This window comes from Stappia sp., from assembly GCF_965276915.1.
Classification (GTDB): Bacteria; Pseudomonadota; Alphaproteobacteria; order Rhizobiales; family Stappiaceae; genus Stappia.
Map to the genome: position 1 here is coordinate 2,906,289 of NZ_OZ255709.1, position 23,645 is coordinate 2,929,933.

Consider the following 23,645-nt stretch of genomic DNA (forward strand, 5'->3'; position numbering starts at 1 on the left):
CACATCGTTTTTCTGTATTTCTGCGTCTTACACGGGAAATCTAAAGCCAGCCCAGAAGTGCGTGAAATATATAATTTCCGGGCATTCAGGTGCCTTTGCGACTGACCTTTCAGGGGGAACTGTCAAGGAACCGGGCAAGCTCATCAACCTCGAAAACACGGTCATGCGGGTGATGCCAGACCGGCTTGCGGTCGCGGTCGATCATGGCGGCACGAATGCCCTCGGCGAAATCCGCATGGGTCATCAGCCGGCTGACGATGGAGAGTTCGCAGGCAAGGGCAGCCTCCAGCGTTCCTTGCATACGGGCCTGCCCGATCGCCGCCAGCGCCAGCGCCAGCGACAGCGGCGAGGCCTTGCGCATGGCGGCCGCGGTATGCGACGCCCACGAGATGTCGGCGCCCGGGTCAGTATCGTCGCCCTGGCGGATGCCGTCCAGCCGGGCAAGGACGGCCGGGACGCCGGCACTTGCGAACACCTCGTCGACAATCGGCTGCAGGGACAGGAGACGCGCAGGACCGGGCGCCTCCTCCAGGTCCGCAAGGGCCTTCGTCTCACCATCCCGGCACAGGCGGTCGACCAGGGTGTCCAGACGGTCGGAGGCGACGAGATGGCGGGCAAGGCCGAGGGCGATCGCATCATGCGCCCCGACCTTCTCGCCGGTGAGCGCGAGCCAGTCGCCAAGATGTCCGGGCATGCGGGCGAGCAGCAGGCTCGCGCCGGAATCCGGGATCCAGCCGATGGCGCATTCGGGCATCGCCAGGGTGCTGCGTTCCGTGACGACCGGATGGCTGGCATGCGAGGCAAGGCCGATGCCGCCGCCCATGGTGGCGCCGTCCATCAGCACGACGACCGGTTTGGGATAGCCGGCAATCGCCGCGTCGAGCGCATATTCGCGGGCGCAGTGCGCCCGCGCACCGGCACTGTCGCCGGCGATGACGCGCCCGTGCACGGCGGCGATGTCGCCGCCGGCGCAAAAGGCCCGGGTGCCGGCCGCATCGAGAATGACGAGCCGTATGCCGGGGTCGTGGCGCCAGTCGGAAAGCGCCGCCTCAATCGCTCCCAGCATCGGCTCGTTCAGCATGTTGAGGGCGCGCGGCCGGTTGAGCGTGATCCGCCCGGCAAGGCCCTGCCGCCGGACGAGGACGGGCGGTTCGCCGGCCGGAAAGGCCCGGCCGGGCAGGGTGCCTGAAAGCGCGCTCAATGATGGATGAGGGCTGCCGACCAGGCAAAGCCCGCCCCGTTGGAGACCACCATGACCTTGTCGCCCGGGCGGATCAGTTCCAGCTCGACCGCTTCGGCATAGTTGATCACCATGTCGCTTTCCTGCACATGGCCGCGATGGCGCAGGGCCCGCGTGTAGACCTTGTCCGGATCGAGGTCGAATTTCTTCATGAAATAGGCCTGATCCCAGGTCGAGAAGGTCGGGTAGATGTAGTAGTCGACATCGTCGAAGCTCATGTCGAGCTTGTCGAGGAGCTGCTTCATCACCTTGCCGAACATGCGGAAATTGATCGGGATGACACCCTCGTTGAACTTGTCCATCTTGGCATACATGTGCAGCAGCTTTTCGGTGACCTCCTCGTTCGGTTGCCGGTTCTGCAGGCCGGGCACATACCAGACATCGTGCAGCCGGCCGATGGAGATCGTCTCTACGCCCAGAATGCGGGCGCGGGCCGCATTCTTGCGCAGCACGATGGCGCTGCCGCCATCGCTGGCCACGGTGATGGGGTAGTAGGTCTTGTTCAGCTCCGGCGTGCGGTCGCCGGCGAACAGCAGGGCAGTCTCCACGTCGTCATCGGACAGCATCAGCGACATGACGGTCTTCAATGCCAGGTGGTAGCTGGCGCAGCCCCCGGTATTGACTGCCGTTGCGAAGGCGTTGACGAGCCCGAGCCGCTCCTGCACCAGGCCGGCGGCAGACCATGTCGGTCCGACATAATCCTCCGGGATCGAGGTGAAATCGACAACAAGGTCGACATCCTCTGGTTTGACCCCGGCCTGGTCGAGGGCACGCGTGGCAGCCTCGATCGCCAGCACCGACGGCAGTTCGTCCGTGACGTGAATGTCGTGAATGCCGATGTCGCGCTGGAAGTCGATATGCTTCGACAGCGTGCCGAAGGGAACGTCCTCGTCGCGGAAGACGTCCTCGACCAGCTTCTTGTCCGGCGGGAGATAGAAGGCTTCCGACAATATGCCGACGTGATCCATGGGAAACTCCCTCGTCAGAACTTGAGCAGGGTGGCGCCGTAAAGGAAGCCGAGACCGTGGCTTGCCATCACGACATGGGTGTCGGCCGGCACGTCGCCCGCCATCAGTTCGAGCATGTTGAAAACGAGATCGGAGGAATGCAGGTGGCCATGCGCGGCGAAGCCGTTGCTGGCGAGCCGGCCGTTGGCATTCATCGTCTCGCCGAAGTGCCGCGTGTCCTCCAGCGAGATGTTGGAGGTGACGAAGCGGCCGATGTCGGTGCCCGACAGCCCGTGCCGCCCGAGCAGCTTGTCGACGAGACCGCGCAGCTCGCCCATCCGGTCGACGGAGGCAAGCTTGGTCGCATCCAGGGTGAGGCGGTAGAGATCGAGCCGGGTCGGATGCGCCATGCCGCCGCCGGGAATGTTGAGGACGTCGTGCATGTGCCCGTTGGAGCGCAGGGCCGTGCCGACGATCGTCGCCTTGCCTTCGCCGCGGGCAACGATCACCGCGCTGGCCCCGTCTCCGAGAACGGTCACCGGCCCGTCCGCCGCGATCACCCGGTTGCCGGCGATCGCCTGGTCGGCGGCCACGAGCAGCACCCGGTCGACATCGGCATTGGCGCGGATGAGGGCGCGGGCGAATTTCAGCCCGGCGTGGAGGTTGGCGCAGCCGCCACCGCTGTATCCCAGCGTGAAGGCCTTCTTGGCACCGAGTTCCGCCTGCAGCTCGTTGCTCATCGACCAGGCCGGCTCGACATAGCGTTGCGGCATCACCGAGAAGTCGATGATCGCATCAAGGTCGAGCGGCGTCAGCCCGGCTTCCTCGAGCACCAGGCGGGAAACCGAGACGGCCATGTCGGTCGGGCTTTCGCCTTCGAAGACATGGACGCCCGTCACGCCGATGCCGGATGCGGCCGCCATGCTGTCCTGCAGGCCCTCGCGGGCGAGGATCTCGCCAAGATCCTGCTTTTTCTCCGGCAGGTAACGGGCGGCGGCGAGAATTCCGACACTGTCGTTGCGGGTGGTTCCGGCAGCTTGCATGGTCGTTGTCCGTCCTTGGATGAAAGGGGAGGGCACGGCCCGGCGGCCCGGCGGCGGAGTGCCGCCACCGGTCGCGAACGGCGCGGATGCACCGCCGGGCCTGGAGCTGTTGCCGCGGCCTTGCCGTTCAGGCGGCCTGGGCCTTGCTGGTGCAGGCGTCGATGATGTCCTGCGGCACGGTGTGGTCGTCGTACCAGCGTCCCGACAGCGGCTTCCTCACCAGAGCGACATCGGCCGCGTAGGAGAGGATCTCGTTGTTGTGCGCGGCAAGCTCGCTGCGCAGCGACGAGGAGAGCCGGCCGCTGGCCTCCATTTCCCGGTCGATGGACCCGGTCAGGTGACGCAGGTGGTCGATGCGGTCGTTGACGATCTTGATCGAGCGCTTGGTGATGCGTCCGAAATCCGCCTTGTCATTGGCCATCACCTGCATCGCCTCGTACATCGAGGGCAGGAACTCGTCGCGCTTCATCCACTTGGTCTCGTAGTTCATCGCGTCGCGCCAGCGCGGCTGGGTGAGCGATTGGCGATGCGATTCCAGGTCGCGGTGGAACACGGTGTAGCCGTGCTCGGCCGGCTGCTCGAACCACTGGCAGCCGGGATCGAGGAAGGGAACCATGCCGAAGATCGTCGGCACCACCTTGTCGTCCGGAAAGCGCTCCATCAGCCGGCGCGAATAGGCGACCGTCTCCATCACCGAGGCGTGGGTCTGCTGGGGCATGCCGATCGTGTACCAGAGGTAGAAGCCCTTGATGCCGATATCGAGCGCCTCGGCGATCCAGGCTTCCATCTCCTCGTTGGTGTAGGTTCCCCGGCCGGTCAGCCGGCTGATCTCCACGTCGTGCGACTGCGGGGAGAGGTTGATGTAGATGTCGAGATTGGGCGCCGCCGCCACCATCTGCTTGAGGACGGACGGCTTGGTCAGGCGGAACTGCTCGAAGGAGACCGAGTTGACAACGCCGCTTTCGGACACCGCCCGCAGATAGGAGAGCAGCCTTGGGGAGGATTCCGAATAGGCCTGAAGCGTGTAGACGCTCAGGGGCGATTCCGTCTTGGGGAACGTCAAGATCTCCCGTTCGAGCTGTTCCGAGCGCCGGTGGAAGACGGTCTTCTTCTCGACATTCATCATCCGCTGGTAGGCCCAGCGCGAGCCTGAACACCAGCCGCAGCTCTGCTGGCAGCCGGTGTTCGGCAGCACCATCAGGTTGGGCATGTTGAGCAGGCTGTCGGTCTTGGGGAACATCTTCGACCAGTCGATGGCGACGTCGTTGAGGATCTCCGGTGTGTAGGAGTGGCCGTTGTCGACCATCTCGCCCTTGTCCTTGTAGACGAGGTTCTCCACGTCGTAGCGGCCGCGGACGCCGCGCTTGATCTGGCTGACCAGATTGGCGAAAGGCTCAAGCGTGTCGTAGCCGCGAATGACGCCGTCGATCTGCGGATACTGCATCATCTCGCGGGCGTAGTAGGTGGAGACGATACCGCCGAAGACGACAAAGCTGTCGGGATGGACCTTCTTCAAAAGGCCCGCGACCTCGATCGAACCCTGGCAATGGGGCAGCCAGTGCAGGTCGATGCCGAAGGCGGGCGCGTCGAGATGCTCGAGCAGCTTCTCGACGTCGAGCGTCGGGTGCTTGAGCATCAGCGAGGCGAGGTTGACGATCTTCACGTCGAGCCCGCGCTCGGCCATGAAGCTCTTGATCGACAGGAAGCCGAGCGGGTGCATCTCGAAGATCGGTGTGACGTTGCTGCTCTCCTGGCTTGCATACCAGCCGAGCGCGAAATCGTCGCGATTGCGGAAATCGAAGATCGCCGGGGCATGGACCAGGATGAGGTCCGCCTTGACTGTGCTTGTCATGATATCGCCATCCGTTTGGCGCCGTAGCGTGCGGGCAGTGCCCTCAGGCCGCGGCGGCGGTGATCTTGCTGTGACAGAAATTGGTCAAGGCATTGAGCGTCTTGTAGTTTTGCGAGGTGATCTCGTCCTCGTCGATGACGATGCCGAACTCCTTCTCGACATATTCGGTGATCTCGGCGATGCCGAGTGAATCGAGAATGCCGCTGTCGAGCAGGTTCTCCTCCGGGTCGATCCCCCCGGGCACGCTCACGCCGGAGTTTTCCAGCAGGTACTCCAGCAGGGTCTTGTGGACATCGTTGAGCTTGGTTGCCTGAGCGGTCATCGCCATTTCCTCCTCGGTTTACCGGTCGCCTGGCATCGCCTCACGGGCGATCCCGCCGGATGTCGCAGCATCGGCCGGTCTTTCGACAGTCGCGCCCGATGTGGTTAGCGCCTCATTCGAAGCCCGAATTTCTTTTCAATGTTCTTGATATTTTTAGATCGAAATTCGATTCAGCGCGCATTTGGAAGAATATTTGCAATTTACCTACAGTCAATATCGTGTGTATGTGCAAATAAATATCGAGAAATATATTGTAATTCGAGATGTATACGCAATTTATACAGGTGCGTGACGGATCTGACGGATCCGTCACGCAGTCGGACAGGTCGGGTGGTGCCGTCCGGACTGTTTTGCCGAACGTTTCCGGGGTGCGGTCGCGCTGGAGCCCTGCTAGGCCCCTTGCAGGGCTCCTGCAGGCCCCCTAAAGGCCCAAGGCGCGGGCCGCGATGGTGCGCTGGATGTCGGACGTGCCGGAATAGAGCAGGCTGCCGACCGCATCGCGGAAGTCCCGCTCGACTTCGTAGTCCTGCATGTAGCCGTAGCCGCCATGGATCACGACGGAGTTCTGGCACGACGCCACCCAGGCCTCGCTCAGATAGAGCTTGGCGAGCGCCGCCTCCATCGCGCAGCTCCCCTTGGTCTTCTTCAGCCATGCGACCTTGTAGAGAAGCAGGCGCGAGGTCTCGTGCCTCAGCTTCATGTCGACGATGCGGTTGGAGACCGACTGGAACTTGCCGATCGGCTTGCGGAACTGCGTGCGCTTGTTGGCGTGCAGGACGCATTGCTCGACCTGGTGCTCCATGGCGCCGACAAGATTGGCGAGGATGGAGCTGCGCTCCCACTCCATCGAGTTGTTGAAGATGCGCCCGCCCTGGCCCTCCTTTCCGATCCTGGCGCTGACCGGCACGCGGCAGTCCTTGAGCGTCAGCCAGGCCATGGGCGAGGTTCGCAGGCCCATCTTCTGGCGGTTCGGGCTGATCTCGAGGCCCGGCGTGTCGCGGTCGACGATAAAGCCGGTGAGGCCGAGCGAGCCGGCGCTCTTGTCGACGGTTCCGAAGATGACGAAGACGTCTGCGACGGGGCCGTTGGTGCAGAACACCTTGGCGCCGTTGAGGACGTAGTGGTCGCCGTCGCGGGTCGCGGTGGTGCCCAGGCTCATCACGTCGGACCCGGCCTCCGCCTCGGTGATGCCGTGGGCGCCGATCATCTCGCCGGAGATCAGACCCTTCAGGTATTTCTCCTTCTGCTCGGGAGACCCGAACTGGGCGATGGGCATCTGCACGGTCCACATCTGGCCGTTCATGCTGAACAGAAGGCCGTTGTCGCGGCAGCCGTAGCCGAGCGCCTCCATCGCCAGCACCGTGGTGATGATGTCCTGCTCGCTGCCGCCATAGGTCTTTTCGAAGGGCAGGCCGAGAATGCCGAAGGAGGCGATCTTCTTCCACAGGTCCCGTGACAGGACACAGTCCCGGTCACGCTGGGTGAGGTCGCCTTCGTTGAGTTCGTCGCGGGCGAAACGGACCACCTTTTCCTTGAAGGCTTCCTGTTCCGGGGTGAAGCTGAAATCCATGTCTGCTCCTCTTGCCTGCCCCGCCCGGCGGGGATCCTCGGCCTCTGCGCCAACCCTTTCGACATGCCGGCCGCCCGGGCGGAGGGCTCCGCCACAGGACGTTCGCGATGCGACTGCAGGTTGCGATTCCTTACGAAGGGAAAGTTTTGATTGTTTCTTTCCTTCTTTCCTCCATTTCGTTTTCGTTTCTTTCGTGGCATGCACGCGATTGTATATTTTGTTGCAAGAAGGGGCGTTATTCTTAAATGTTTATGAAATATGCATATATAGCCCAAGTAGGACGAAACACGTATGAGTGGGTCTTTTCGCATCCCTGCCTTGAGCGTGACAAAATCCTATTCTCAGTATTATAGGCACTCCTAGTACGAGAAACTAATTTTAATTACAACCAAGATACAACTTTCCGTGCGTGTCGAGAAATATATATTTTTGCCATATAAAGGTTTGGGAGTGAATTTTTACGGCGGCGTTCAAGTACCAATTCCGAGGGAGAAGAAGGCAAGCAATGAATCTCAGGAGGTTGAAGTTCTTCGTAACGGTTGCAGAGGAGTTGCATTTCGGCCGGGCCGCTGAGCGGCTCTGCATGACGCAACCCCCGCTCAGCCAGGCGATCCTTGCGCTCGAGGAGGAATTGTCCGTCACGCTTTTCAAGCGGACGAAGCGCAATGTCGCCCTGACACCGGTTGGCGAGCACCTGCTCTCCCATGTCAGCAAGCTGCTGGAGGAGGTCGAGGCTTTGCCCGCGCTGGCGCGCCAGCTCGCGCGGGGAGAGATCGGTTCCCTCAAGCTCGGTTTCGTCACCACGGCGGATTACAATCTGCTGCCGGAACTGATCAGTCACTACGGCGCCACCTATCCGGAGGTGAAGGTGTCGCTGAAGGAGATGACCAGCGACCTGCAGATCGAGGCCCTGATGCAGGGAGACATCAATGCCGGACTGATCATCCCGCTGCACCAGACGCTGCATTCCTCGCTCGACTACCTGCCGCTGCTGCACGAGCCGCTGATGGCGGCCGTGCCCGAGGACTGGGTTCGTTCGGGCCGGGTCGACGTGTCCGGCGGGCGGTTGCGCATCCAGGATGTCGCGGACGAGCCGCTGGTGCTGTTTCCGCGGCGCTCCGCCCCCGCCTTCCATGACGTGATCACGACCTATTTCGTCGCCAACGGTCTCCAGCCGACAATCGGGCAGGAGGCGATCCAGATGCAGACCATCATCAGTCTCGTTTCGGCCGGGATGGGGATCGCGCTGGTGCCGGGCTCCCTGCGCCGGCTCGGCCGCGTCGGCGTGCGCTATGTCGGCCTGGAAGGCAAGCCGCCGGTGATCGAGACGGGCCTTGTCTGGCGACGTGACGATCCCTCGCCGACCGTGTTGCGCCTGGTCGAGATCGCCAGGAACGCCAGCGATCAGGATCGCGAGCCGGGCGATGGCGGGTCGGATCTTGCCGGCGCACTTCCCGGATTGGGCGAGGTCTCCGCCCCGGCGGCCGTTGCCATGAAGCAGGCGACATCCGGCTTCAACGGCCAGGGGCTTCCCGGAGGAGGCTGAGGCGCGTCGAAACGCCTTGGCGCGAGGCGCCGGACCGGCCATGTCGCCGGTCCGGCGCCTCCGCGCTTTTCAGGCCTGCGATTAATATGTAAAATCACTCAAAAGCATATGACAAATATATTTCTGAAATGAGTGGCGAGGCGCTAACTTCGCCGAAAATGCCGACTGCATAAGCCTTTACAGCAATGTGCATGTTCCGTTCGAACGACCCGTTGGGGCCGTTCCAGGAACTCTTCGCAAACGCTGCCGGGGCCGGGGCGCAGGACGGATCGGGAGAAACGGGCGGCCCGGCGCCAAGCATTGCCTGAGGGAGGATTGCGGGTGGCATACAACGAGCGTTCGAAGACGATATCGCAAGGGATCGAGCGTTCGCCGAACAGGGCCATGTTCTATGGTCTCGGCTATACCAAGGAAGATTTCGACAATCCGATGATCGGCGTTGCCAACGGGCACTCGACCATCACGCCCTGCAACGCAGGCCTTCAGCCGCTGGCCGACATCGCCATCAAGGCGATCAAGGAGGCGGGCGCCAATCCTCAGGTTTTCGGCGTGCCGACGATTTCCGACGGCATGGCGATGGGCACGGAAGGCATGAAATACTCGCTGATCTCGCGCGAGGTCATTGCCGACTGCGTCGAGATGACGGTCCAGGGCCAGTGGATGGACGGCGTCCTCGTGCTCGGCGGCTGCGACAAGAACAAGCCCGGCGGCATGATCGGCATCGTGCGGGCCAACGTGCCCGCCATTTATGTCTATGGCGGCACGATCAAGCCCGGCAAGTGGAAGGGGCAGGACCTTTCCGTCATCTCCGCCTTCGAGGCCGTCGGCGCGATCAAGGCCGGCCGGATGAGCGAAGAGGATTTCGAGGGCATCGAGCGCAACGCCTGCCCGACGACCGGCGCCTGCGGGGGCATGTACACCGCGAACACGATGAGCTCCTCCTTCGAGGCGCTCGGCATGGCGCTGCTCTACTCCTCGACCATGGCCAATATCGACCAGGAGAAATTCGAGTCCACCGCGGAATCCGCCCGCGTCCTTGTCGAGGCCGTGAAGAAGGGCATCAAGCCGCGTGACGTCGTCACCCGCAAGAGCGTCGAGAATGCCATCGCGCTGGTGATGGCGACCGGCGGCTCGACCAACGCGGTGCTGCATTATCTGGCGATCTGCCACGCGGCCGACGTCGAATGGACGCTCGACGATTTCGAGCGGATCCGTCTCAAGGTGCCGGTGATCTGCGACCTGAAGCCCTCGGGCAAGTACATGGCCGTCGACCTGCACAAGGCGGGGGGCATCCCGCAGGTGCTGAAGATCCTGCTCAATGCCGGACTGCTGCATGGCGATTGCATCACCATCACGGGCCGCACCCTGGCGGAGGAGCTGGAGCATGTGCCGGACGCGCCGCCCGCCGACCAGGATGTCATCCGTCCGATCGACGAGGCGCTCTACAAGCAGGGCCATCTGGCCATCCTGCGCGGCAACCTCGCCGAGGACGGCGCGGTGGCCAAGATCACCGGCCTGAAGGCGACCTCGATCACCGGACCGGCGCGCGTCTTCGATGACGAGCAGAGCGCGATGGATGCGATCCTGTCGGACGGCATTCGCAAGGGTGACGTGCTGGTGCTCCGTTATCTCGGCCCCAAGGGCGGACCGGGGATGCCGGAGATGCTGGCTCCGACATCGGCCATCATCGGCCGGGGGCTGGGCGCCGATGTCGGGCTGATCACCGATGGCCGCTTTTCGGGCGGCTCCTGGGGCATGCTTGTCGGCCATGTTACGCCGGAAGCCTTCGAGGGCGGGACGATCGCGCTGGTGGAGGAGGGCGACACGATCACCATCGACGCCTCCCGCCACCTGTTGCAGCTCGAGGTCGACGATGCCGAGCTGGAGCGGCGGCGGAAGAACTGGCGTCAGCCGGAACCGCGCTACCGGACCGGCGTGCTCGGCAAGTTCGCAAAGCTTGCCACGCCGGCGAGCAAGGGGGCCGTCACCGGCTGAGCCGGACGCCCCCACGGGTTCGCATCGCAAGCAGCGCCGGGTCGCGGAATCCGGCCGGCCGGGGCCTTCACGGGCTCCGGCCTGATGTGCTTGTGTCTCAAAAAAATCAAGTTGATCGCGCCATAACCAGAAATAGAAAAATAGAATTAGACCATCATTTGGTTGCTTAATATCCTCCTCCGCATAATCAACATAAATAAAGTCCGTGCGAGGAGGGGATTATGTCTGCTGGAGAATGGTCTTGTTGTTGCCTCCGCAAAAGTAATGAGGAGTGCGGACGAGGCGCGTCGGAGCGCCGCCGAAACCGTTCGCGTGCCGGCGGTCCGTTGCGCCTGAGGGGTGCCCGTTCGATGGTCGCCCGTTCGATGGCAGCAGGAGCGCTTGTCGCGGGCCTTGTTCTTGTCGCCGCGCCGCAGGCGATGGCGGCCAGCTACACGATGACGATCGCGCATCTCTATCCCGACGATCTCACCAACAACGAGACGGCGCCGGCCCTGAAGCATTTCGAGCAGCTGGTGGAAAGCGCCACCAACGGCGATATCGATGTCCAGGTCTTCGGCAACGGGGCGCTCGGCGGGGAGGTCGAGGCAGCGCAACAGACGCGTGCGGGCAAGACCATCCAGTCGGTGATGCTGGGCTCCGGAACCCAGGCCTCGTTCTATCGCAACTACGAGATGATCACCTCGCCCTTCCTGTTTCCCGACTACCGCACGGCCTGGGCCTTCTTCGACAGTCCCTGGTTCGCGAAGTTCATGAAGCCGATGGTCGAGGAGAGCGGCCTGCGCTATCTCGGCACGCTCGACGATGGCGGCGGCTTCGTTGCCTTCGCCAACAACAAGCGCCTGATCCGCACCGTCGAGGACCTCAAGGGCCTGAGGATCCGGGTCGAGGAAAACCAGGCGCACATGACGATCATGAAAGCGCTGGGGGCCTCGCCCACACCCTTGCCCTGGGGCGAGTTGCAGACCGGCCTGGCGACAGGGCTCGTCGACGGGCATTTCCATGCCCCGGGGGTGAACGACATCTTCAAGCTCTACGACGTGACCAATTTCACGACCTGGAGTGGCCATGTCTACAACACCATCACCTGGAGTGTCAGCGAAGCGTGGTTTTCGGAGCTGCCCGAAGATTACCAGAAGATCATCATGACTTCGGCCCGCGAGGCCGTCGCCATGGCGCATGGCATCGCCGCGCAGATCACGGTCATCGGCTGGGTGAACTCCTGCAAGAAGTTCGAGGAATGCCACATCCTGTCGGACACGGAGAAGGCGCGGATGCGGGAGATCGCGCAACCGGTCTATCGCGAATGGCTGGTCGAGGAGTTCGGCGAGAAGGCGGCGCTCTATGACGAATTGCGCGCCGAGGTGACGCGGATCAATGACGAGCTGAACCGCTCGGTCGTCGAGAACTATCTCGACTGATCCGCTCGATCATGGCGGACGGGCGGCGGTGTCAGACCCGCCGGTCCCGTTCGCCGGAGCCGCGCGGCAACGCGGTCGCGGCGCGGGCGGGATCGTCCCGCTCCGGCAATTCAGGGACCCAACCCGGGAGCAGGACATGAGCGTGTCTTCCACGAACGGATCCGTGCGCCTGCTGTTCGGCCTGCGCCGGATGAGCGACGGGGTCAACCAGGCGACCATCGCGGTCTGCGCCGTGATCCTGGCCCTGATGCTGGCTATCTCGGCCGCCGGGATCGTGCTGGAAGTGCTGCTGGCGCTGCTTTCCCGCTTCGGTCAGGCCTCGCTCTTCGACAGCGGCCCGCTGGCCTTTGCCTATGCCAACACCCGTCCCTCCCTTTTCCGCCTGTTCCTGCCCTGGCTGGGGATGCTGAGCATCACCGTCGCGTTCAAGTATGGCGAGCACATCGCGATCGGGGCCGTCGCCCGGCTGCTGCCGCGATGGGCCGCGCGGCTGGCGCAGGCGATCAACCTTGCGGCTATCGCCATCTTCGCCCTGGCGCTGGTCTGGTACGGCATCACTTTCTTCCGCGACGCGACCAATCTCTACATCATCTCCAGCAGCCTGCAGGTCTCGCATCACTGGACGGCGGCATCCGTGCCTGTCGCCGGCCTCATCCTCTGCCTTCACCTGGTCGACGGGCTGGCCCTGCTGGAGGAGCGCGGCGTGCTCAGCGCCGACATGCTGCCGGACGAGGAGGCGCCGGGCGGGAGCGCGGAAGGGCGGGAACCGGCGCTTGCCGGTGCCATGCAGGACTATGGCGACGGGCCGGCCGGCAATCTCAATGCCGTCAACGATGGCGGTGGCGAACCACCGCCCGCGTCCGGACATGCGCCGCGCAAGATGCTCGAGCTGGTCAAATGAGCGCCTCCATCGCCTTTGTCGTTCTGATGTTCATCGGTTTGCCGCTCGGCCTGGTGCTGACGGCGGCCGGGCTGGTGGGGGCGTTCTCCATCGGCGGCGTCGATTTCCTCGGCATTCTCGCCGACCGCTTTTATTCCGGCGTCTCGGGTTACGTGCTGATCGCCGTGCCCTATTTCATCATCACCGCCGAGATCATGAACCGCGCCGGCCTGACCGAGCGGCTGATCGCCTTCGCCACCTCGCTCTTCGGACGGGTGCCGGGGGCGCTCTCGCATGTCAACGTGACCACTTGCCTGCTGTTCGCCGGCCTGACCGGCGCGGCGGTGACGGAGACGGCGGCGATCGGCAAGACGCTGATCCCCTCGATGCGCCGCGAGGGCTACAGCGCCTCCTATTGCGCGGCCGTGACCGCCTGTTCGGCCATCGTCGGGCCGATCATCCCGCCCAGCATCATCATGATCGCCTATGCCGCGACCTTGCGCGACATCTCCATCCTCGGCCTCTTCGCGGCAGGCATCGTGCCGGGGCTGATGATGGGTCTCGCCATGCTGATCGTCAGCGGCATCATTTCCTGGCGGCGCGGTTATGCCAGCCACCAGCGGGTGATGCTGTCCGTGGTGATCTCGACCGGCATCAGCGCGCTGGCCGCGATGGGCATTCCGGTCGTCATCCTTGGCGGGGTGCTGAGCGGGCTGACGACGGTGACGGAGGCCTCCGTCATTGCCTGCATCTATGCGCTGGCGCTTGGCGGCTTCGCCTATCGGCGCCTGAGCCGGAGCGACATGTGGGAGGCGCTTGTCTCCACCGTCAGCTTCAGCGGCGTGGTGTTCCTGCTGCTCGGCGCCTCGAACGTGCTCGGCTGGTTCGTCACCCGCTCCGGCATCGCCCGGCACGCGGCCGAGACGATCGCCACGATGAGCGACAACCCGATCGTGCAGATCCTGGCCGTGGCGGCGTTGCTCGTCGTGATCGGCATGTTCATCGACGTGCTGCCCGCGATCATCATCGCCGTTCCGGTGCTGGCGCCCGCGCTCGTGGAACTGGGTTTCGACCCCTTGCATGCGGGCATGGTGATGCTGCTGGCGCTCAATCTGGGAAACATCACGCCGCCGGTCGGGCTGACGCTGATGACCGCCGCGCGAATAGCCAACGCCCCTTACGAAAGCGCCGTCAGGGAGGCGATGCCCTTCGCCTTCGCCCATGTGGTGATCGTCGTGCTCTGCGCGATCTTCCCGGCGATCACCCTTCTTGTCCCGCGTTTCTTCGGGGTCGGTGTCTGAGACTTCCATGCCCGCGCCCGGCTTCGGGCGCGGCTCCTGCAACCACGTTTGAGCGAGTAGGGATGATGACCAGCGATGAATCGGTAGGCCGGCTGACGGCAGTTCTGGGAAAGATCGCGGCGGCCGAGGAAGTGCGCGAGGCCAACGCCGGCCCGGTGACGCTTGTCGCCGTCAGCAAGACGTTCGAGGCGGACGCGATACGCCCGGTGATCGCCGCCGGATGCCGCGTCTTCGGCGAGAACAAGGTCCAGGAAGCGCAGGAGAAATGGCCGGCGCTGAAGGCCGAGTATCCGGATATCGAGCTGCGCCTGCTTGGCCCGCTGCAATCCAACAAGGCGCGCGACGCGGTGGCGCTGTTCGACGTGATCGAGAGCGTCGACCGCGAGAAGATCGCAGTCGAGATCGCCAAGGAGATCGCCCGCCAGGGACGCGCGCCGCGTCTCTACGTGCAGGTCAACACCGGCCGCGAGCCGCAAAAGGCGGGCATCGACCCGGACGAGGCGGTGGCTTTCGTCGACCGCTGCCGCAAGGAGCTCGGCCTCGCCATCGAGGGGCTGATGTGCATCCCCCCGGCGGGCGAGGACCCGGCGCCGCATTTCGAGTTGCTGACCGCGCTTGCCGACAAGGCCGGTCTCGATCGTCGCTCGATGGGCATGTCCGGCGACTACGAGAAGGCGGTGATCCACGGCGCGACGAGCGTGCGGGTCGGCTCCGCGATCTTCGGCAGCCGCACCTATGCCTGACTGCAGTTTCAAACCGTTTCGGGATGACTTTCGATGAACATCAACACGCACCAGAAGCTCGACTACACCATCACCCACCAGTTCGACGGGCTGACCATCTCCGATGCGGAGTTCAAGCGCCTGCTCGACATCGCCAGCTGGAACGGTCATGTGCCCACCTTCACGCGGCGTGGCCGGGGATCCTGGGAGGCGCTGAACGAGCCCATCACGCTGAAGGACGACCCGTCCGTCACCTTCCACGCGGCGAAGCTGAAGGGTGTCGGCCTGTGGAACCCGATCCTTCCCGGCGATGCGGAATATTCCAACAAGCTGCATGACGACGCCGGCAACGATCCGGTTCCCCCGCTCACCGACCTGCTCGAATATCTGGTGACCTACCCGCATTTCGGCATCTCGAACGAGTGCGAGTACAAATATGCCTACAGTTCGCCGAGCCCGATCGGCGGCATCGTCCATGAGCGGGCGCATCGCGAGTACTGGTCGTCCGAGCGGCTGGTGAAGCACGGCATTCCGACCATCGCGCCGCTGGCGGTGATCGAGTATGGCGGCAACCTGAACTTCCAGGGACAGCCGATGGGCGCCGTGCTGACCCTGTCGCCGGGCTCCGCGTCCTACCGGATCTCGGAGATCCTGTTCGGCGCCGGGCTTGCCCGCGGCACCGACCCGGATTTCGACGTGCATTACGACGCCATCCGGGCGTCCCTCGGCATCGAGGGCGATCCTGATGACGAGCGCGTCCGCCTGACGGTGATCTGCGCGCTCGCCCGCGAGGCCGGCAAGCTGCTTCACGACTTCTCGCTGGCCGAGATGTATCGCTATTCCGGCGACTGGGGCAATTTCGTCTATTCCGTCGAGAACCGGCAGCTGTTCCTGATCGACCTGGATTCCGTCCAGGACATCAATCACCTGCCGGCGCCGGCCAAGGCCATGCAGGCCTGGCGGGATCTGGCCAGCGCGATCTATCGCATGGTCGGCAAGCTCGGCTATCCGACCGCCCTCGACAAATACACGATCGAGAACCTGCTCGAGTTCGATCCGATCGCGGCGAAGATCTCGGGCTATTTCCCGCTGGTTCCCGATGACGAGATCCGCAAGATCTCGCGGCGCATGTGGGGCTATTTCATCCCTCACATGCAGCTTCTCAAGAAGCACCGCGAGGCGATCCGCACCGAGTGGGACGGAGATCGCCGCAAGAGCTACAAGATGGATCACGACCTCTTCTACATCCTGGCGCTGACGCTGCTGCGCCCGCTGTTCGCGCATTCCGAGGTCGGCCGGAAATATCCCAGCGACATCACCGAAGACGAGATGTGGGGCAAGGCGGAACGGTTCCTCGGCGAGCGGTTCCAGCTGTTTGCCTGGCTGATGGGGCGCTACGACCTGTAGCCGCACGGCAGGGCCGGCCCCTGTTGGTCGGCCGGTCCGGGAAACGGCGGAGAGGCAAGGAGGCTGAAATGACACGCACGATGCCGCGTTTGCTGGAGGAGATGGCCGGCAACGACCCGGACGCGCCTGCCGTCGTGATGGGGGAGGTGCGCTGGACGCGGGCCGAGCTCGACCGCCGTTCCAATGACCTCGCCCGCCGCCTTGCCGGGCAGGGCGTGCGGCGCGGTGACCGCGTCGGTATCTATCTGGACAAGTCGCCGGAGGCGGTCGCCGCGCTCCTTGCCATCCTGAAGGCGGATGCCGTCTGCGTTCCGCTCGACCCGACGGGGCCGGTGCCACGCCTTGCCCATATCCTTGGCGATTGCGAACCGAGCGCGCTGGTGTCGGCGGCCAACAAGGTGACCCGGCTGGAGGCCCTGCTGGCGGAAGGCATTGCTGTTCCGCCGGTGTTGCTGGTCGGCGAGGGGCCGGGCGAGGAGACCGATCCACGCCTTCGTTTCTTCGCGGCCGATTCGCCGCAGGACGCGCCGGCCACATCGCTGCCGCCGCGGTCGCTCGATCGGGATCTGGCCTATATTCTCTATACGTCCGGCTCCACCGGCCGCCCAAAGGGCGTGATGATCAGCCACGGCAATATCACGGCCTTTTCGGACTGGGCCGGATGGAAATTCGGGCTGACCGCGCAAGACCGCGTTTCCTCGCACGCTCCGCTGCATTTCGATCTTTCGCTCTTCGATGTGTGGACGGTGCTCGCCCACGGGGCGGCGGTGCATCTGGTGCCGCAAGGGATCGGCTTCATGGCGGTCGACCTGGTCGAGTTCATTGCGGTGAACCGCATCACCGTCTGGCAGTCGGTGCCCTCGGTGCTGCGCCTGATGGCAAGGCAGTTGCCGGAGGACGGTACGCTCCATGACGCGTTGCGCCTGATCTTCTTCGCCGGGGAGCCCTATCCTCCGGCGGAGCTGCGGGACCTGATGTCGAAACTTCCGCAGGCGCTCTATTTCAACGTCTATGGCGCGACGGAGTTCAACGACGTCACCTGCCATCCCGTCACCGCGCTTCCCGGCGAGGGCCCGCTGCCCATTGGCGCACCATGCGAGCACATGGAAGTGCTGGTGCTCGGCGAGGACGGCGCGTTGCTGGAGGAGGCCGGATCGGTCGGAGAACTTTGCGCCCGCGGCCCGACCGTCGCCAAGGGATACTGGCGCGATCCGCAAATGACGGCGGCGCGTTTCATCCAGGATCCCCGGCACGATCTCTACCCCGATCCCGTCTACCGGACCGGCGATCTGGTGCGGATCGGCGATGACGGGAGTTTCCACTATGTCGGGCGACGGGATGCCCAGGTGAAGATCCGGGGCTTCCGGGTGAACATCGGCGAGGTGGAAACCGCGCTGCTCCGGCACGAGGCCATCGGCGAGGTGGCGGTCGTCGACGACATGGACGGTGAGGGGGCACGTTACCTGGCGGCCTTCCTCGTCGCGCGGGACGGAGATCTCGATGCGCGCAAGCTGAAGCGCCACTGCCTCGGATTTGTCCCCAACTACATGGTTCCCGAGCGGTTCGAACTGGTCGAGACGCTGCCGAAGACGTCGACCGGGAAGATCGACCGGCAAGCCTTGCGGGCACGCCTGAACATGCCGGTTCAGGCGGCGCGCGCGACGGCTTGAGGGAGCTTGATGCGCGCGGCAAGGAAGCGCGCTGCTGCCGACAGCCGAACGAGGGACTGAAAGGGGGGAGTTGGAGGCCTCGCCTGGATTCGAACCAGGATTTAGGGAGTTGCAATCCCTTGCGTCGCCATTCCGCCACGAGGCCTCTGGCCTGCCGGGTTCAGGAGATGAGCAACTCCCCGGCAGGACAATTTCAGGCTAGTGAGTAAATTTTTGCCTTTCAATTATTATAATAAGATATGTTGATACATAATACGCTCATAAATTGTTTTGTTATTCTGAATACGCGATTCATATTAGTTGATATCTGGTTGGATGTATAGAATTGTATTGTAGGCATGGTGGCCTAGATCGGGAGATGTGTGGTATATTTCGTCTCTTCCAGGATGACGGTGCTTTGAATTTCGTGCACGCCGGGCAGCATGACGAGCTTCTCGCGCAGCAATGCCTGGAAATGGTCCATGTCGCGCACGACCACGCGGAGATTGAAGTCGAATTCGCCCAGCATCAATTGCACGACCTGGATCTCCGGAATGCGCAGTGCGGCTTCCTGGAACACGGAGATCGACTGGCGGCCGTGACCGGAGAGCTTGATGCGCACGAGGATCGTTGCATCGAAGCCGAGCTTGCGCCGGTCCAGGATGATCGAGCGCCCGAGAATGATCTTGTCCTCGATCATCCTGTTGATGCGGCGGGAGCACGGGGATTGCGAAAGTCCGACCCGCTCGGCGACTTCCGAAACGCTCAGCGATCCGTCCTGCTGGAGCACCCGGAGAATCTTCAGGTCCGTATCGTCAAGTGGCTGCATGGAAAAACCCCTATCTGGAGAAACGACGCGAATTTCATGCAGAGGATACTGAATTTCGGATTGAAAAAGGCAAGATTAGCTGATTTGCCGGATCTATTATCACGCTGATGGTTGGGGATGTCGCAACGGGAGGTTCGCGATGGGTGCCTGTATTGTCGGCTGGGCGCATTCGAAGTTCGGCAAGTCCGAACAGCCCGGCGCGGAGGAACTGGTCGCCGAAGTCGTGTCGGACTGTCTGCGGCATGCCGGCGTCGGCGCCGAGGAGATCGACGCGGTCTTCCTGGGGGCGTTCAACAACGGCTTCTCCAAGCAGGATTTTCAGGCGTCCCTCGTTGCCCTGGCGGTGCCGGAGCTGCGTTTCACGCCGGCAACCCGCATCGAGAACGCCTGCGCGACAGGGTCCGCCGCGATCCATGCCGGCATCCGCCAGATCGAGAGCGGTCGCGCCCGCCGGGTGCTGGTGGTCGGCGTCGAGAAGATGACCGCGACGCCGACGTCCGTCGTCGGCGATATCCTGCTCGGCGCCTCCTATCGCCGCGAGGAGGCGGAGGTCGACGGCGGCTTTGCCGGGGTCTTCGCCAACATCGCCCAGGCGTATTTCCAGGCCCATGGCGACCGTCGCGAGAGCCTCGCGCGGATCGCCGCCAAGAACCACGCCAACGGGGTCAACAATCCTTACGCCCACATGCGCAAGGCCTTCGATTTCGCCTTCTGCAACGAAGTGTCCGAGAAGAACCCGATCGTCGCCGGTCCGCTGCGCCGCACCGACTGTTCGCTGATCTCCGACGGCGCGGCCGCGATGGTCCTTGCCGATGTGGATACGGCGCTGGCCTCGGCCCCGCGTGCGGTTTATTTCCGCGCGGCCGAGCATGTGAACGACTTCCTGCCGCTCAGCCGGCGCTCGAAAACGTCCTTCGAGGGCGCGGCCCGGGCCTGGAACGCGGCCTATGAGCGGGCGCAGGTCGGCGTCTCGGATCTCTCCTTCGTCGAGACGCATGACTGTTTCACCATCGCAGAGATGCTGGAATACGAGGCGATGGGGCTCGCCCGGACGGGTGAGGGGCATAGGGTCATCGACGAGGGCGTTTCCGCCATCGACGGCAGGCTGCCGGTCAATCCCTCGGGCGGTCTCAAGTCCAAGGGCCATCCGATCGGCGCCACGGGCGTGTCGCAGCATGTGATGGCGGCGATGCAGCTTTGCGGCGATGCGGGAGAGATGCAACTGCCGAAAGCCGAACTTGCCGGTGTCTTCAACATGGGCGGCGCGGCGGTCGCCAACTACGTCTCCATCCTGGAGCGGCTGAAATGAGGGTCGAGGGCGCGCAGCGCATGTCGAACCGGGTGATGAACCTGGGCGATCTCCTGACCCAGGCGGCCACCCGCCACCCGGATGGCGATGCGCTTATCCACGGCGCGCGGACCTGGAGCTGGGCGGACATGAACGCCCGCGTCGACGGGTTGGCGACCTCGCTGTCCCGTCTCGGCATCGGCCCCGGCGACAAGGTGATCATTCACGCCCGCAACTCGCTCGAGATGTTCGAGACGATGTTCGCGACCTTCAAGCTCGGCGCCGTCTGGGTGCCGACCAATTTCCGTATCCTGCCTTCGGACGTCTCCCACGTGGCGACATCGTCCGGCGCCCGCGCGATCATCTATGATGCCGAGTTTGCCGCTCATGCGGATGCTGCGGTTGCGGCCGGTGTCGGGCTGGTCGTGTGTTTCGACGATCCGCGTGGCGGCGAGCACGCCTACGGGGATCTTGTGCGCGCAGGCCAGGGCGCGCCGTTCGCGGCAGCTCCCGTCGAGCGCGACGACCCTTGCTGGTTCTTCTTCACCTCCGGCAGCACCGGCAAGCCGAAGGCGGCGGTGCTCAGCCACGGCCAGATGGCCTTCGTCATCAACAACCATCTGGCCGACCTGATGCCCGGAATGAGCGAAGTCGATGTCTCGCTCGTCGTCGCACCGCTCTCGCATGGTGCCGGCATTCACCAGCTCATCCAGGTGGCGCGCTGCGTGCCGAGCGTCCTGACCACGTCGCGCAGCCTCGATGCGGACGAGGTGTTCAGGCTGATCGAGACGCGCCGGGTGACCAACATGTTCACGGTGCCGAGCATCGTCAGCGCGCTGGTCGCCGATCCCGCCGTCGACCGTTACGACCATTCCTCGCTGCGCTACGTGATCTATGCCGGAGCGCCGATGCTGCGCGAGCACCAGAAGCTGGCCCTGAAAAAGCTCGGCCCCTGCCTGGTGCAGTATTTCGGCCTTGGCGAGGTGACCGGAAATATCACCGTGCTGCCGCCGCATTGCCATGCGGCCGAGGACGGGCCGGGCGTGCGCGTCGGCACTTGCGGCTATGCCCGCACCGGAATGCAGATCGAGATCCAGGACGATGCGGGCAACTCGCTGCCGCCGTTTGAAAATGGCGAGATCTGCGTTTGCGGCCCGGCCGTCTTCAACGGCTACTACCGCAACGAGGCCGCCAATGCCGAGGCGTTTCGGGACGGCTGGTTCCGCACCGGCGACATCGGCCATTTCGACGACAGGGGTTTCCTGTTCATCACCGGCCGCGCCTCGGACATGTTCATTTCCGGCGGGTCCAACATCTACCCGCTCGAGATCGAGGAGAAGATCGTCGCGCATCCGGCGGTCGCCGAGGCCTGCGTGGTCGGCATCCCGGACGAGAAGTGGGGGGAGATCGGCGTCGCCGCGGTCGTGCTGGCACAGGGCGCGCGCGTGACGGGTGAGGAACTGCGCGCCGATCTTGCCGGACGCATCGCCGGCTACAAGATCCCGAAACGCTTCGAGATCGTCGAGGCGCTGCCGCGCTCCGGCTACGGCAAGGTGACCAAGAAGCTCGTCCGCGAGATGATCGAGGAGCGCATGGCGCTGCCGCGCATGTCGGGAGCGGCGACATGATCGCCCCCGCCATTCCCCCGGCGCCGGCGCGACTTCTGCGTCATCCCGGGCCGGTCGCCCGCGAACGGTTCACGGTGCTGTCCGACGAGGCGGCTCGCAGCTTTCGCGTGCGCCTGCCCGAGGGCGCCAGCCTGGTCGATGCGCTGGTGGAGGCCGAGCAGGCGGGGACAGGGAGAGACCGGCGCGGGTCGGCCGCCTTTGCGATCCTGCACGGGGCGCTGGCCCCTTGCGTCTACTGCCTGGCGGTGCGCGACCCCAGCGGCGCGCGGCTCGTCACCTATTCCCCGATGCGCGACGCCGGCACCGTGTCGGTGCAGGGCGGCGCCGCCACGCTGGGCACGGGCCTGGACGGCGAGCCCCTTGCCCATTGTCACGCCTGGTTCGTCGATCCGCATGACGGGCAGGTCGCCGGCGGTCATTTCGACACCGCGGCGACGCGCATCGGTCCGGGCGGCCTTGTCGCGCGCATGACACTGCTGGGCGATCTCGACATCCGGCAGGTGCCGGACGCGGAAACCAATCACGCGATCTTTTCGCCGGTAGGCCATCTGGGAGGGGTGCAATGAGCGAAAACGTGGAAATCGAACGCGGCCGCACGGGGCGCATCTTCTATGCCCGCGTTCACCCGAACGAGGACCTTGTCCAGGGGGTCGAGAAGATCTGCCTGCGCGAGGGCGTCGAGCGCTGCTTCCTGCGCGGCAGCCTGGGCAGCCTGACCGATGCCTGCGTCAGCCTTTCGACCGGCAAAATCCGGGTCCTGCGCGGCCCCGCGGTCGAGGTGGTGGGCCTTGCGGGCGAGGTTCTGCCGGACGAGGACGGCAATCCGGTGGCAACACTGGTCGGCCTTCTGGCCACCCCGGACGGGACGGTCGCCGGCGGGCGTTTCGTCGCCGGCCAGAACCCGGTCTGCGTGACCTTCGAGATCGTGCTGGAGGAATGGCTGGCGGAGCCCGCCGACGTGCGGCTTGCTCCGCGCGAGGGTCTGATCGCTGAGCGCCTCGACAACGACAGGCTGCGGGCCTGATGGACGCGGCCAGGAGCCTCGACGGTCGTTGTTTCGTGGTCACGGGCGGTGCCTCGGGCATCGGCCTGGCGACGACGCGATGGTTCCTGGCGCGCGGCGCGCGGGTCGCCATGCTCGATGTTTCGGAGACGACGCTGGCCGCTGCCCGGCAGGAAATCTGCGACAGCGAAGAGATGCCGGCCGAGAGGCTTCTGGAGATTGCGACGGACATTCGCGACGAGGTCCGTCTGGCACGCGCCTTCGAGCAGGTCTGCAGCCGGTTCGATGCGCCGCTGTCAGGACTGGTCAACTCGGCCGGGATCGCCCGCAACGTCCCGTTCATGGAGACGAGCGCTGCGATGCTGCGCGAGGTGTTCGACGTCAACGCGGTCGGCACTTTCCTGTGCTCGCGGATGTTCGCCGGGGCGGACCGCCACCCGGACGCGGCGATCGTCAATGTCGCCTCCGTTTCCGGCCTGATCGGCAATGCCGGCCGAACCGCCTATGGCGCCTCGAAAGGCGCGGTCATCACCCTGACGCAGGTCATGGCCGTCGAACTGGCCGCCCTCGGTATCCGCGTGAATGCGGTGGCGCCCGGGCCGGTGGCGACACCGATGGTCTCCGGCCTGCACTCGGCCGGTGTCCGGGCGGAATGGACGGCGCGCATGCCGCTTGGCCGCTATGGCGAGCCGCGGGAACTGGCCGAGGCCATCGGCTTCCTGGCCTCGCCGGCTGCCAGCTTCATCACCGGCCAGGTGCTGGTCGTTGATGGCGGCTACCTGGCCACGGGGATCGGCGTGCCGGAGATCGTCGCGCCGGCCTGACCTGGCGCGCCACAAGCTTGTCCGGCCGCAAGGCCGGACCAATCGGCTCCCACCACCGGAACCGTTTCTGACGGATCCGGTGGGTGGCGGCGGCAAGGCAATACCATACCGGGAACACGCCGCGTTCCCGGCTCAAGGGTTGCCTTGCCGCCGTCGCTATCCACTGCGCGGCCACGCG

General features: G+C 64.5%; 20 protein-coding genes and 1 tRNA gene. 13 read left to right on the forward strand and 8 right to left on the reverse strand.

Annotated features, from left to right (window positions below; translation table 11 throughout):
- Nucleotides 1-109 precede the first annotated feature (109 nt).
- The 6 genes from ACQY46_RS13390 to ACQY46_RS13415 form a co-directional block, all read right to left on the reverse strand.
- Nucleotides 110-1,201, reverse strand: a complete 1,092-nt coding sequence (locus tag ACQY46_RS13390) for an enoyl-CoA hydratase/isomerase family protein (protein WP_428696537.1) — start codon at nucleotides 1,199-1,201, stop codon at nucleotides 110-112.
- A complete protein-coding gene (locus ACQY46_RS13395; protein ID WP_428696538.1) occupies nucleotides 1,198-2,208 on the reverse strand; it encodes a 3-oxoacyl-ACP synthase III family protein in 1,011 nt (336 codons plus the stop codon). Before ACQY46_RS13395 ends, ACQY46_RS13390 begins: the two co-directional genes overlap by 4 nt.
- Nucleotides 2,209-2,222: 14 nt before the next feature.
- Complete coding sequence (locus tag ACQY46_RS13400) at nucleotides 2,223-3,230, reverse strand: hypothetical protein (RefSeq protein ID WP_428696539.1); 1,008 nt, start codon at nucleotides 3,228-3,230, stop codon at nucleotides 2,223-2,225.
- Between the two features lie 127 nt (nucleotides 3,231-3,357).
- Entirely contained in the window at nucleotides 3,358-5,082 is a 1,725-nt protein-coding gene (locus ACQY46_RS13405; protein WP_428696540.1) for a cobalamin-dependent protein, read from the reverse strand.
- A gap of 43 nt (nucleotides 5,083-5,125) precedes the next feature.
- Nucleotides 5,126-5,404, reverse strand: a complete 279-nt coding sequence (locus ACQY46_RS13410) for an acyl carrier protein (RefSeq protein ID WP_428696541.1) — start codon at nucleotides 5,402-5,404, stop codon at nucleotides 5,126-5,128.
- Between the two features lie 421 nt (nucleotides 5,405-5,825).
- Complete coding sequence (locus ACQY46_RS13415; protein ID WP_428696542.1) at nucleotides 5,826-6,974, reverse strand: acyl-CoA dehydrogenase family protein; 1,149 nt, start codon at nucleotides 6,972-6,974, stop codon at nucleotides 5,826-5,828.
- A gap of 505 nt (nucleotides 6,975-7,479) precedes the next feature.
- On the opposite strand from ACQY46_RS13415, the gene ACQY46_RS13420 reads away from it, so the two are divergent.
- The 8 genes from ACQY46_RS13420 to ACQY46_RS13455 all read left to right on the forward strand — a co-directional run bounded on the left by ACQY46_RS13420 (nucleotide 7,480) and on the right by ACQY46_RS13455 (nucleotide 17,916).
- Complete coding sequence (locus ACQY46_RS13420) at nucleotides 7,480-8,520, forward strand: LysR family transcriptional regulator (RefSeq protein WP_428696543.1); 1,041 nt, start codon at nucleotides 7,480-7,482, stop codon at nucleotides 8,518-8,520.
- Between the two features lie 321 nt (nucleotides 8,521-8,841).
- Complete coding sequence (gene ilvD, locus ACQY46_RS13425; RefSeq protein WP_428696544.1) at nucleotides 8,842-10,515, forward strand: dihydroxy-acid dehydratase; 1,674 nt, start codon at nucleotides 8,842-8,844, stop codon at nucleotides 10,513-10,515.
- A 350-nt stretch (nucleotides 10,516-10,865) separates the two neighbouring features.
- Entirely contained in the window at nucleotides 10,866-11,936 is a 1,071-nt protein-coding gene (gene dctP, locus ACQY46_RS13430; RefSeq protein ID WP_428696545.1) for a TRAP transporter substrate-binding protein DctP, read from the forward strand.
- A gap of 136 nt (nucleotides 11,937-12,072) precedes the next feature.
- Entirely contained in the window at nucleotides 12,073-12,837 is a 765-nt protein-coding gene (locus tag ACQY46_RS13435) for a TRAP transporter small permease (protein ID WP_428696546.1), read from the forward strand.
- A complete protein-coding gene (locus ACQY46_RS13440) occupies nucleotides 12,834-14,117 on the forward strand; it encodes a TRAP transporter large permease (RefSeq protein WP_428696547.1) in 1,284 nt (427 codons plus the stop codon). Before ACQY46_RS13435 ends, ACQY46_RS13440 begins: the two co-directional genes overlap by 4 nt.
- A gap of 65 nt (nucleotides 14,118-14,182) precedes the next feature.
- Nucleotides 14,183-14,860 (forward strand): YggS family pyridoxal phosphate-dependent enzyme, encoded by a 678-nt coding sequence (locus ACQY46_RS13445; RefSeq protein WP_428696548.1) that lies wholly within the window; start codon nucleotides 14,183-14,185, stop codon nucleotides 14,858-14,860.
- Nucleotides 14,861-14,893: 33 nt separating this feature from the next.
- A complete protein-coding gene (locus tag ACQY46_RS13450; protein ID WP_428696549.1) occupies nucleotides 14,894-16,246 on the forward strand; it encodes a hypothetical protein in 1,353 nt (450 codons plus the stop codon).
- A gap of 68 nt (nucleotides 16,247-16,314) precedes the next feature.
- Nucleotides 16,315-17,916 carry an amino acid adenylation domain-containing protein gene (locus ACQY46_RS13455; protein ID WP_428696550.1) on the forward strand — a complete coding sequence of 534 codons (1,602 nt, stop codon included), beginning with the start codon at nucleotides 16,315-16,317 and terminating at the stop codon, nucleotides 17,914-17,916.
- Nucleotides 17,917-17,987: 71 nt separating this feature from the next.
- Here the strand turns inward: ACQY46_RS13455 and ACQY46_RS13460 are convergent.
- A tRNA-Cys gene (locus ACQY46_RS13460) sits at nucleotides 17,988-18,061 on the reverse strand.
- 201 nt (nucleotides 18,062-18,262) lie between these two features.
- Nucleotides 18,263-18,724: an Lrp/AsnC family transcriptional regulator gene (locus ACQY46_RS13465; protein WP_306031238.1), complete on the reverse strand. Its 462-nt coding sequence runs from the start codon at nucleotides 18,722-18,724 to the stop codon at nucleotides 18,263-18,265.
- A 139-nt stretch (nucleotides 18,725-18,863) separates the two neighbouring features.
- On the opposite strand from ACQY46_RS13465, the gene ACQY46_RS13470 reads away from it, so the two are divergent.
- From ACQY46_RS13470 to ACQY46_RS13490, 5 genes are read left to right on the forward strand one after another with little or no spacing between them, the layout of a single operon-like run.
- A complete protein-coding gene (locus ACQY46_RS13470; protein WP_428696551.1) occupies nucleotides 18,864-20,033 on the forward strand; it encodes an acetyl-CoA acetyltransferase in 1,170 nt (389 codons plus the stop codon).
- Nucleotides 20,030-21,640 (forward strand): acyl-CoA synthetase, encoded by a 1,611-nt coding sequence (locus ACQY46_RS13475; RefSeq protein WP_428696552.1) that lies wholly within the window; start codon nucleotides 20,030-20,032, stop codon nucleotides 21,638-21,640. Before ACQY46_RS13470 ends, ACQY46_RS13475 begins: the two co-directional genes overlap by 4 nt.
- Nucleotides 21,637-22,206 (forward strand): hypothetical protein, encoded by a 570-nt coding sequence (locus ACQY46_RS13480; RefSeq protein ID WP_428696553.1) that lies wholly within the window; start codon nucleotides 21,637-21,639, stop codon nucleotides 22,204-22,206. The genes ACQY46_RS13475 and ACQY46_RS13480 overlap by 4 nt, the downstream gene beginning before the upstream one ends.
- Entirely contained in the window at nucleotides 22,203-22,664 is a 462-nt protein-coding gene (locus ACQY46_RS13485) for a PPC domain-containing DNA-binding protein (RefSeq protein WP_428696554.1), read from the forward strand. The genes ACQY46_RS13480 and ACQY46_RS13485 overlap by 4 nt, the downstream gene beginning before the upstream one ends.
- Nucleotides 22,664-23,467 (forward strand): SDR family NAD(P)-dependent oxidoreductase, encoded by an 804-nt coding sequence (locus ACQY46_RS13490; protein WP_428696555.1) that lies wholly within the window; start codon nucleotides 22,664-22,666, stop codon nucleotides 23,465-23,467. Before ACQY46_RS13485 ends, ACQY46_RS13490 begins: the two co-directional genes overlap by 1 nt.
- The last annotated feature ends 178 nt before the right edge of the window (nucleotides 23,468-23,645 follow it).

Bases quoted from the DNA above. Each gene is read 5' to 3' on its own strand.
- ACQY46_RS13470 (WP_428696551.1), top strand. From the start codon at position 18,864: ATGGGTGCCTGTATTGTCGGCTGGGCGCATTCGAAGTTCGGCAAGTCC.
- ACQY46_RS13415 (WP_428696542.1), bottom strand. From the start codon at position 6,974: ATGGATTTCAGCTTCACCCCGGAACAGGAAGCCTTCAAGGAAAAGGTG.
- ACQY46_RS13480 (WP_428696553.1), top strand. From the start codon at position 21,637: ATGATCGCCCCCGCCATTCCCCCGGCGCCGGCGCGACTTCTGCGTCAT.
- ACQY46_RS13465 (WP_306031238.1), bottom strand. From the start codon at position 18,724: ATGCAGCCACTTGACGATACGGACCTGAAGATTCTCCGGGTGCTCCAG.
- ACQY46_RS13435 (WP_428696546.1), top strand. From the start codon at position 12,073: ATGAGCGTGTCTTCCACGAACGGATCCGTGCGCCTGCTGTTCGGCCTG.
- ACQY46_RS13395 (WP_428696538.1), bottom strand. From the start codon at position 2,208: ATGGATCACGTCGGCATATTGTCGGAAGCCTTCTATCTCCCGCCGGAC.
- ACQY46_RS13475 (WP_428696552.1), top strand. From the start codon at position 20,030: ATGAGGGTCGAGGGCGCGCAGCGCATGTCGAACCGGGTGATGAACCTG.
- ACQY46_RS13440 (WP_428696547.1), top strand. From the start codon at position 12,834: ATGAGCGCCTCCATCGCCTTTGTCGTTCTGATGTTCATCGGTTTGCCG.
- ACQY46_RS13410 (WP_428696541.1), bottom strand. From the start codon at position 5,404: ATGACCGCTCAGGCAACCAAGCTCAACGATGTCCACAAGACCCTGCTG.
- ACQY46_RS13420 (WP_428696543.1), top strand. From the start codon at position 7,480: ATGAATCTCAGGAGGTTGAAGTTCTTCGTAACGGTTGCAGAGGAGTTG.
- ACQY46_RS13450 (WP_428696549.1), top strand. From the start codon at position 14,894: ATGAACATCAACACGCACCAGAAGCTCGACTACACCATCACCCACCAG.
- ACQY46_RS13400 (WP_428696539.1), bottom strand. From the start codon at position 3,230: ATGCAAGCTGCCGGAACCACCCGCAACGACAGTGTCGGAATTCTCGCC.
- ACQY46_RS13485 (WP_428696554.1), top strand. From the start codon at position 22,203: ATGAGCGAAAACGTGGAAATCGAACGCGGCCGCACGGGGCGCATCTTC.
- dctP (WP_428696545.1), top strand. From the start codon at position 10,866: ATGGTCGCCCGTTCGATGGCAGCAGGAGCGCTTGTCGCGGGCCTTGTT.
- ACQY46_RS13445 (WP_428696548.1), top strand. From the start codon at position 14,183: ATGACCAGCGATGAATCGGTAGGCCGGCTGACGGCAGTTCTGGGAAAG.
- ACQY46_RS13455 (WP_428696550.1), top strand. From the start codon at position 16,315: ATGACACGCACGATGCCGCGTTTGCTGGAGGAGATGGCCGGCAACGAC.
- ACQY46_RS13490 (WP_428696555.1), top strand. From the start codon at position 22,664: ATGGACGCGGCCAGGAGCCTCGACGGTCGTTGTTTCGTGGTCACGGGC.
- ACQY46_RS13405 (WP_428696540.1), bottom strand. From the start codon at position 5,082: ATGACAAGCACAGTCAAGGCGGACCTCATCCTGGTCCATGCCCCGGCG.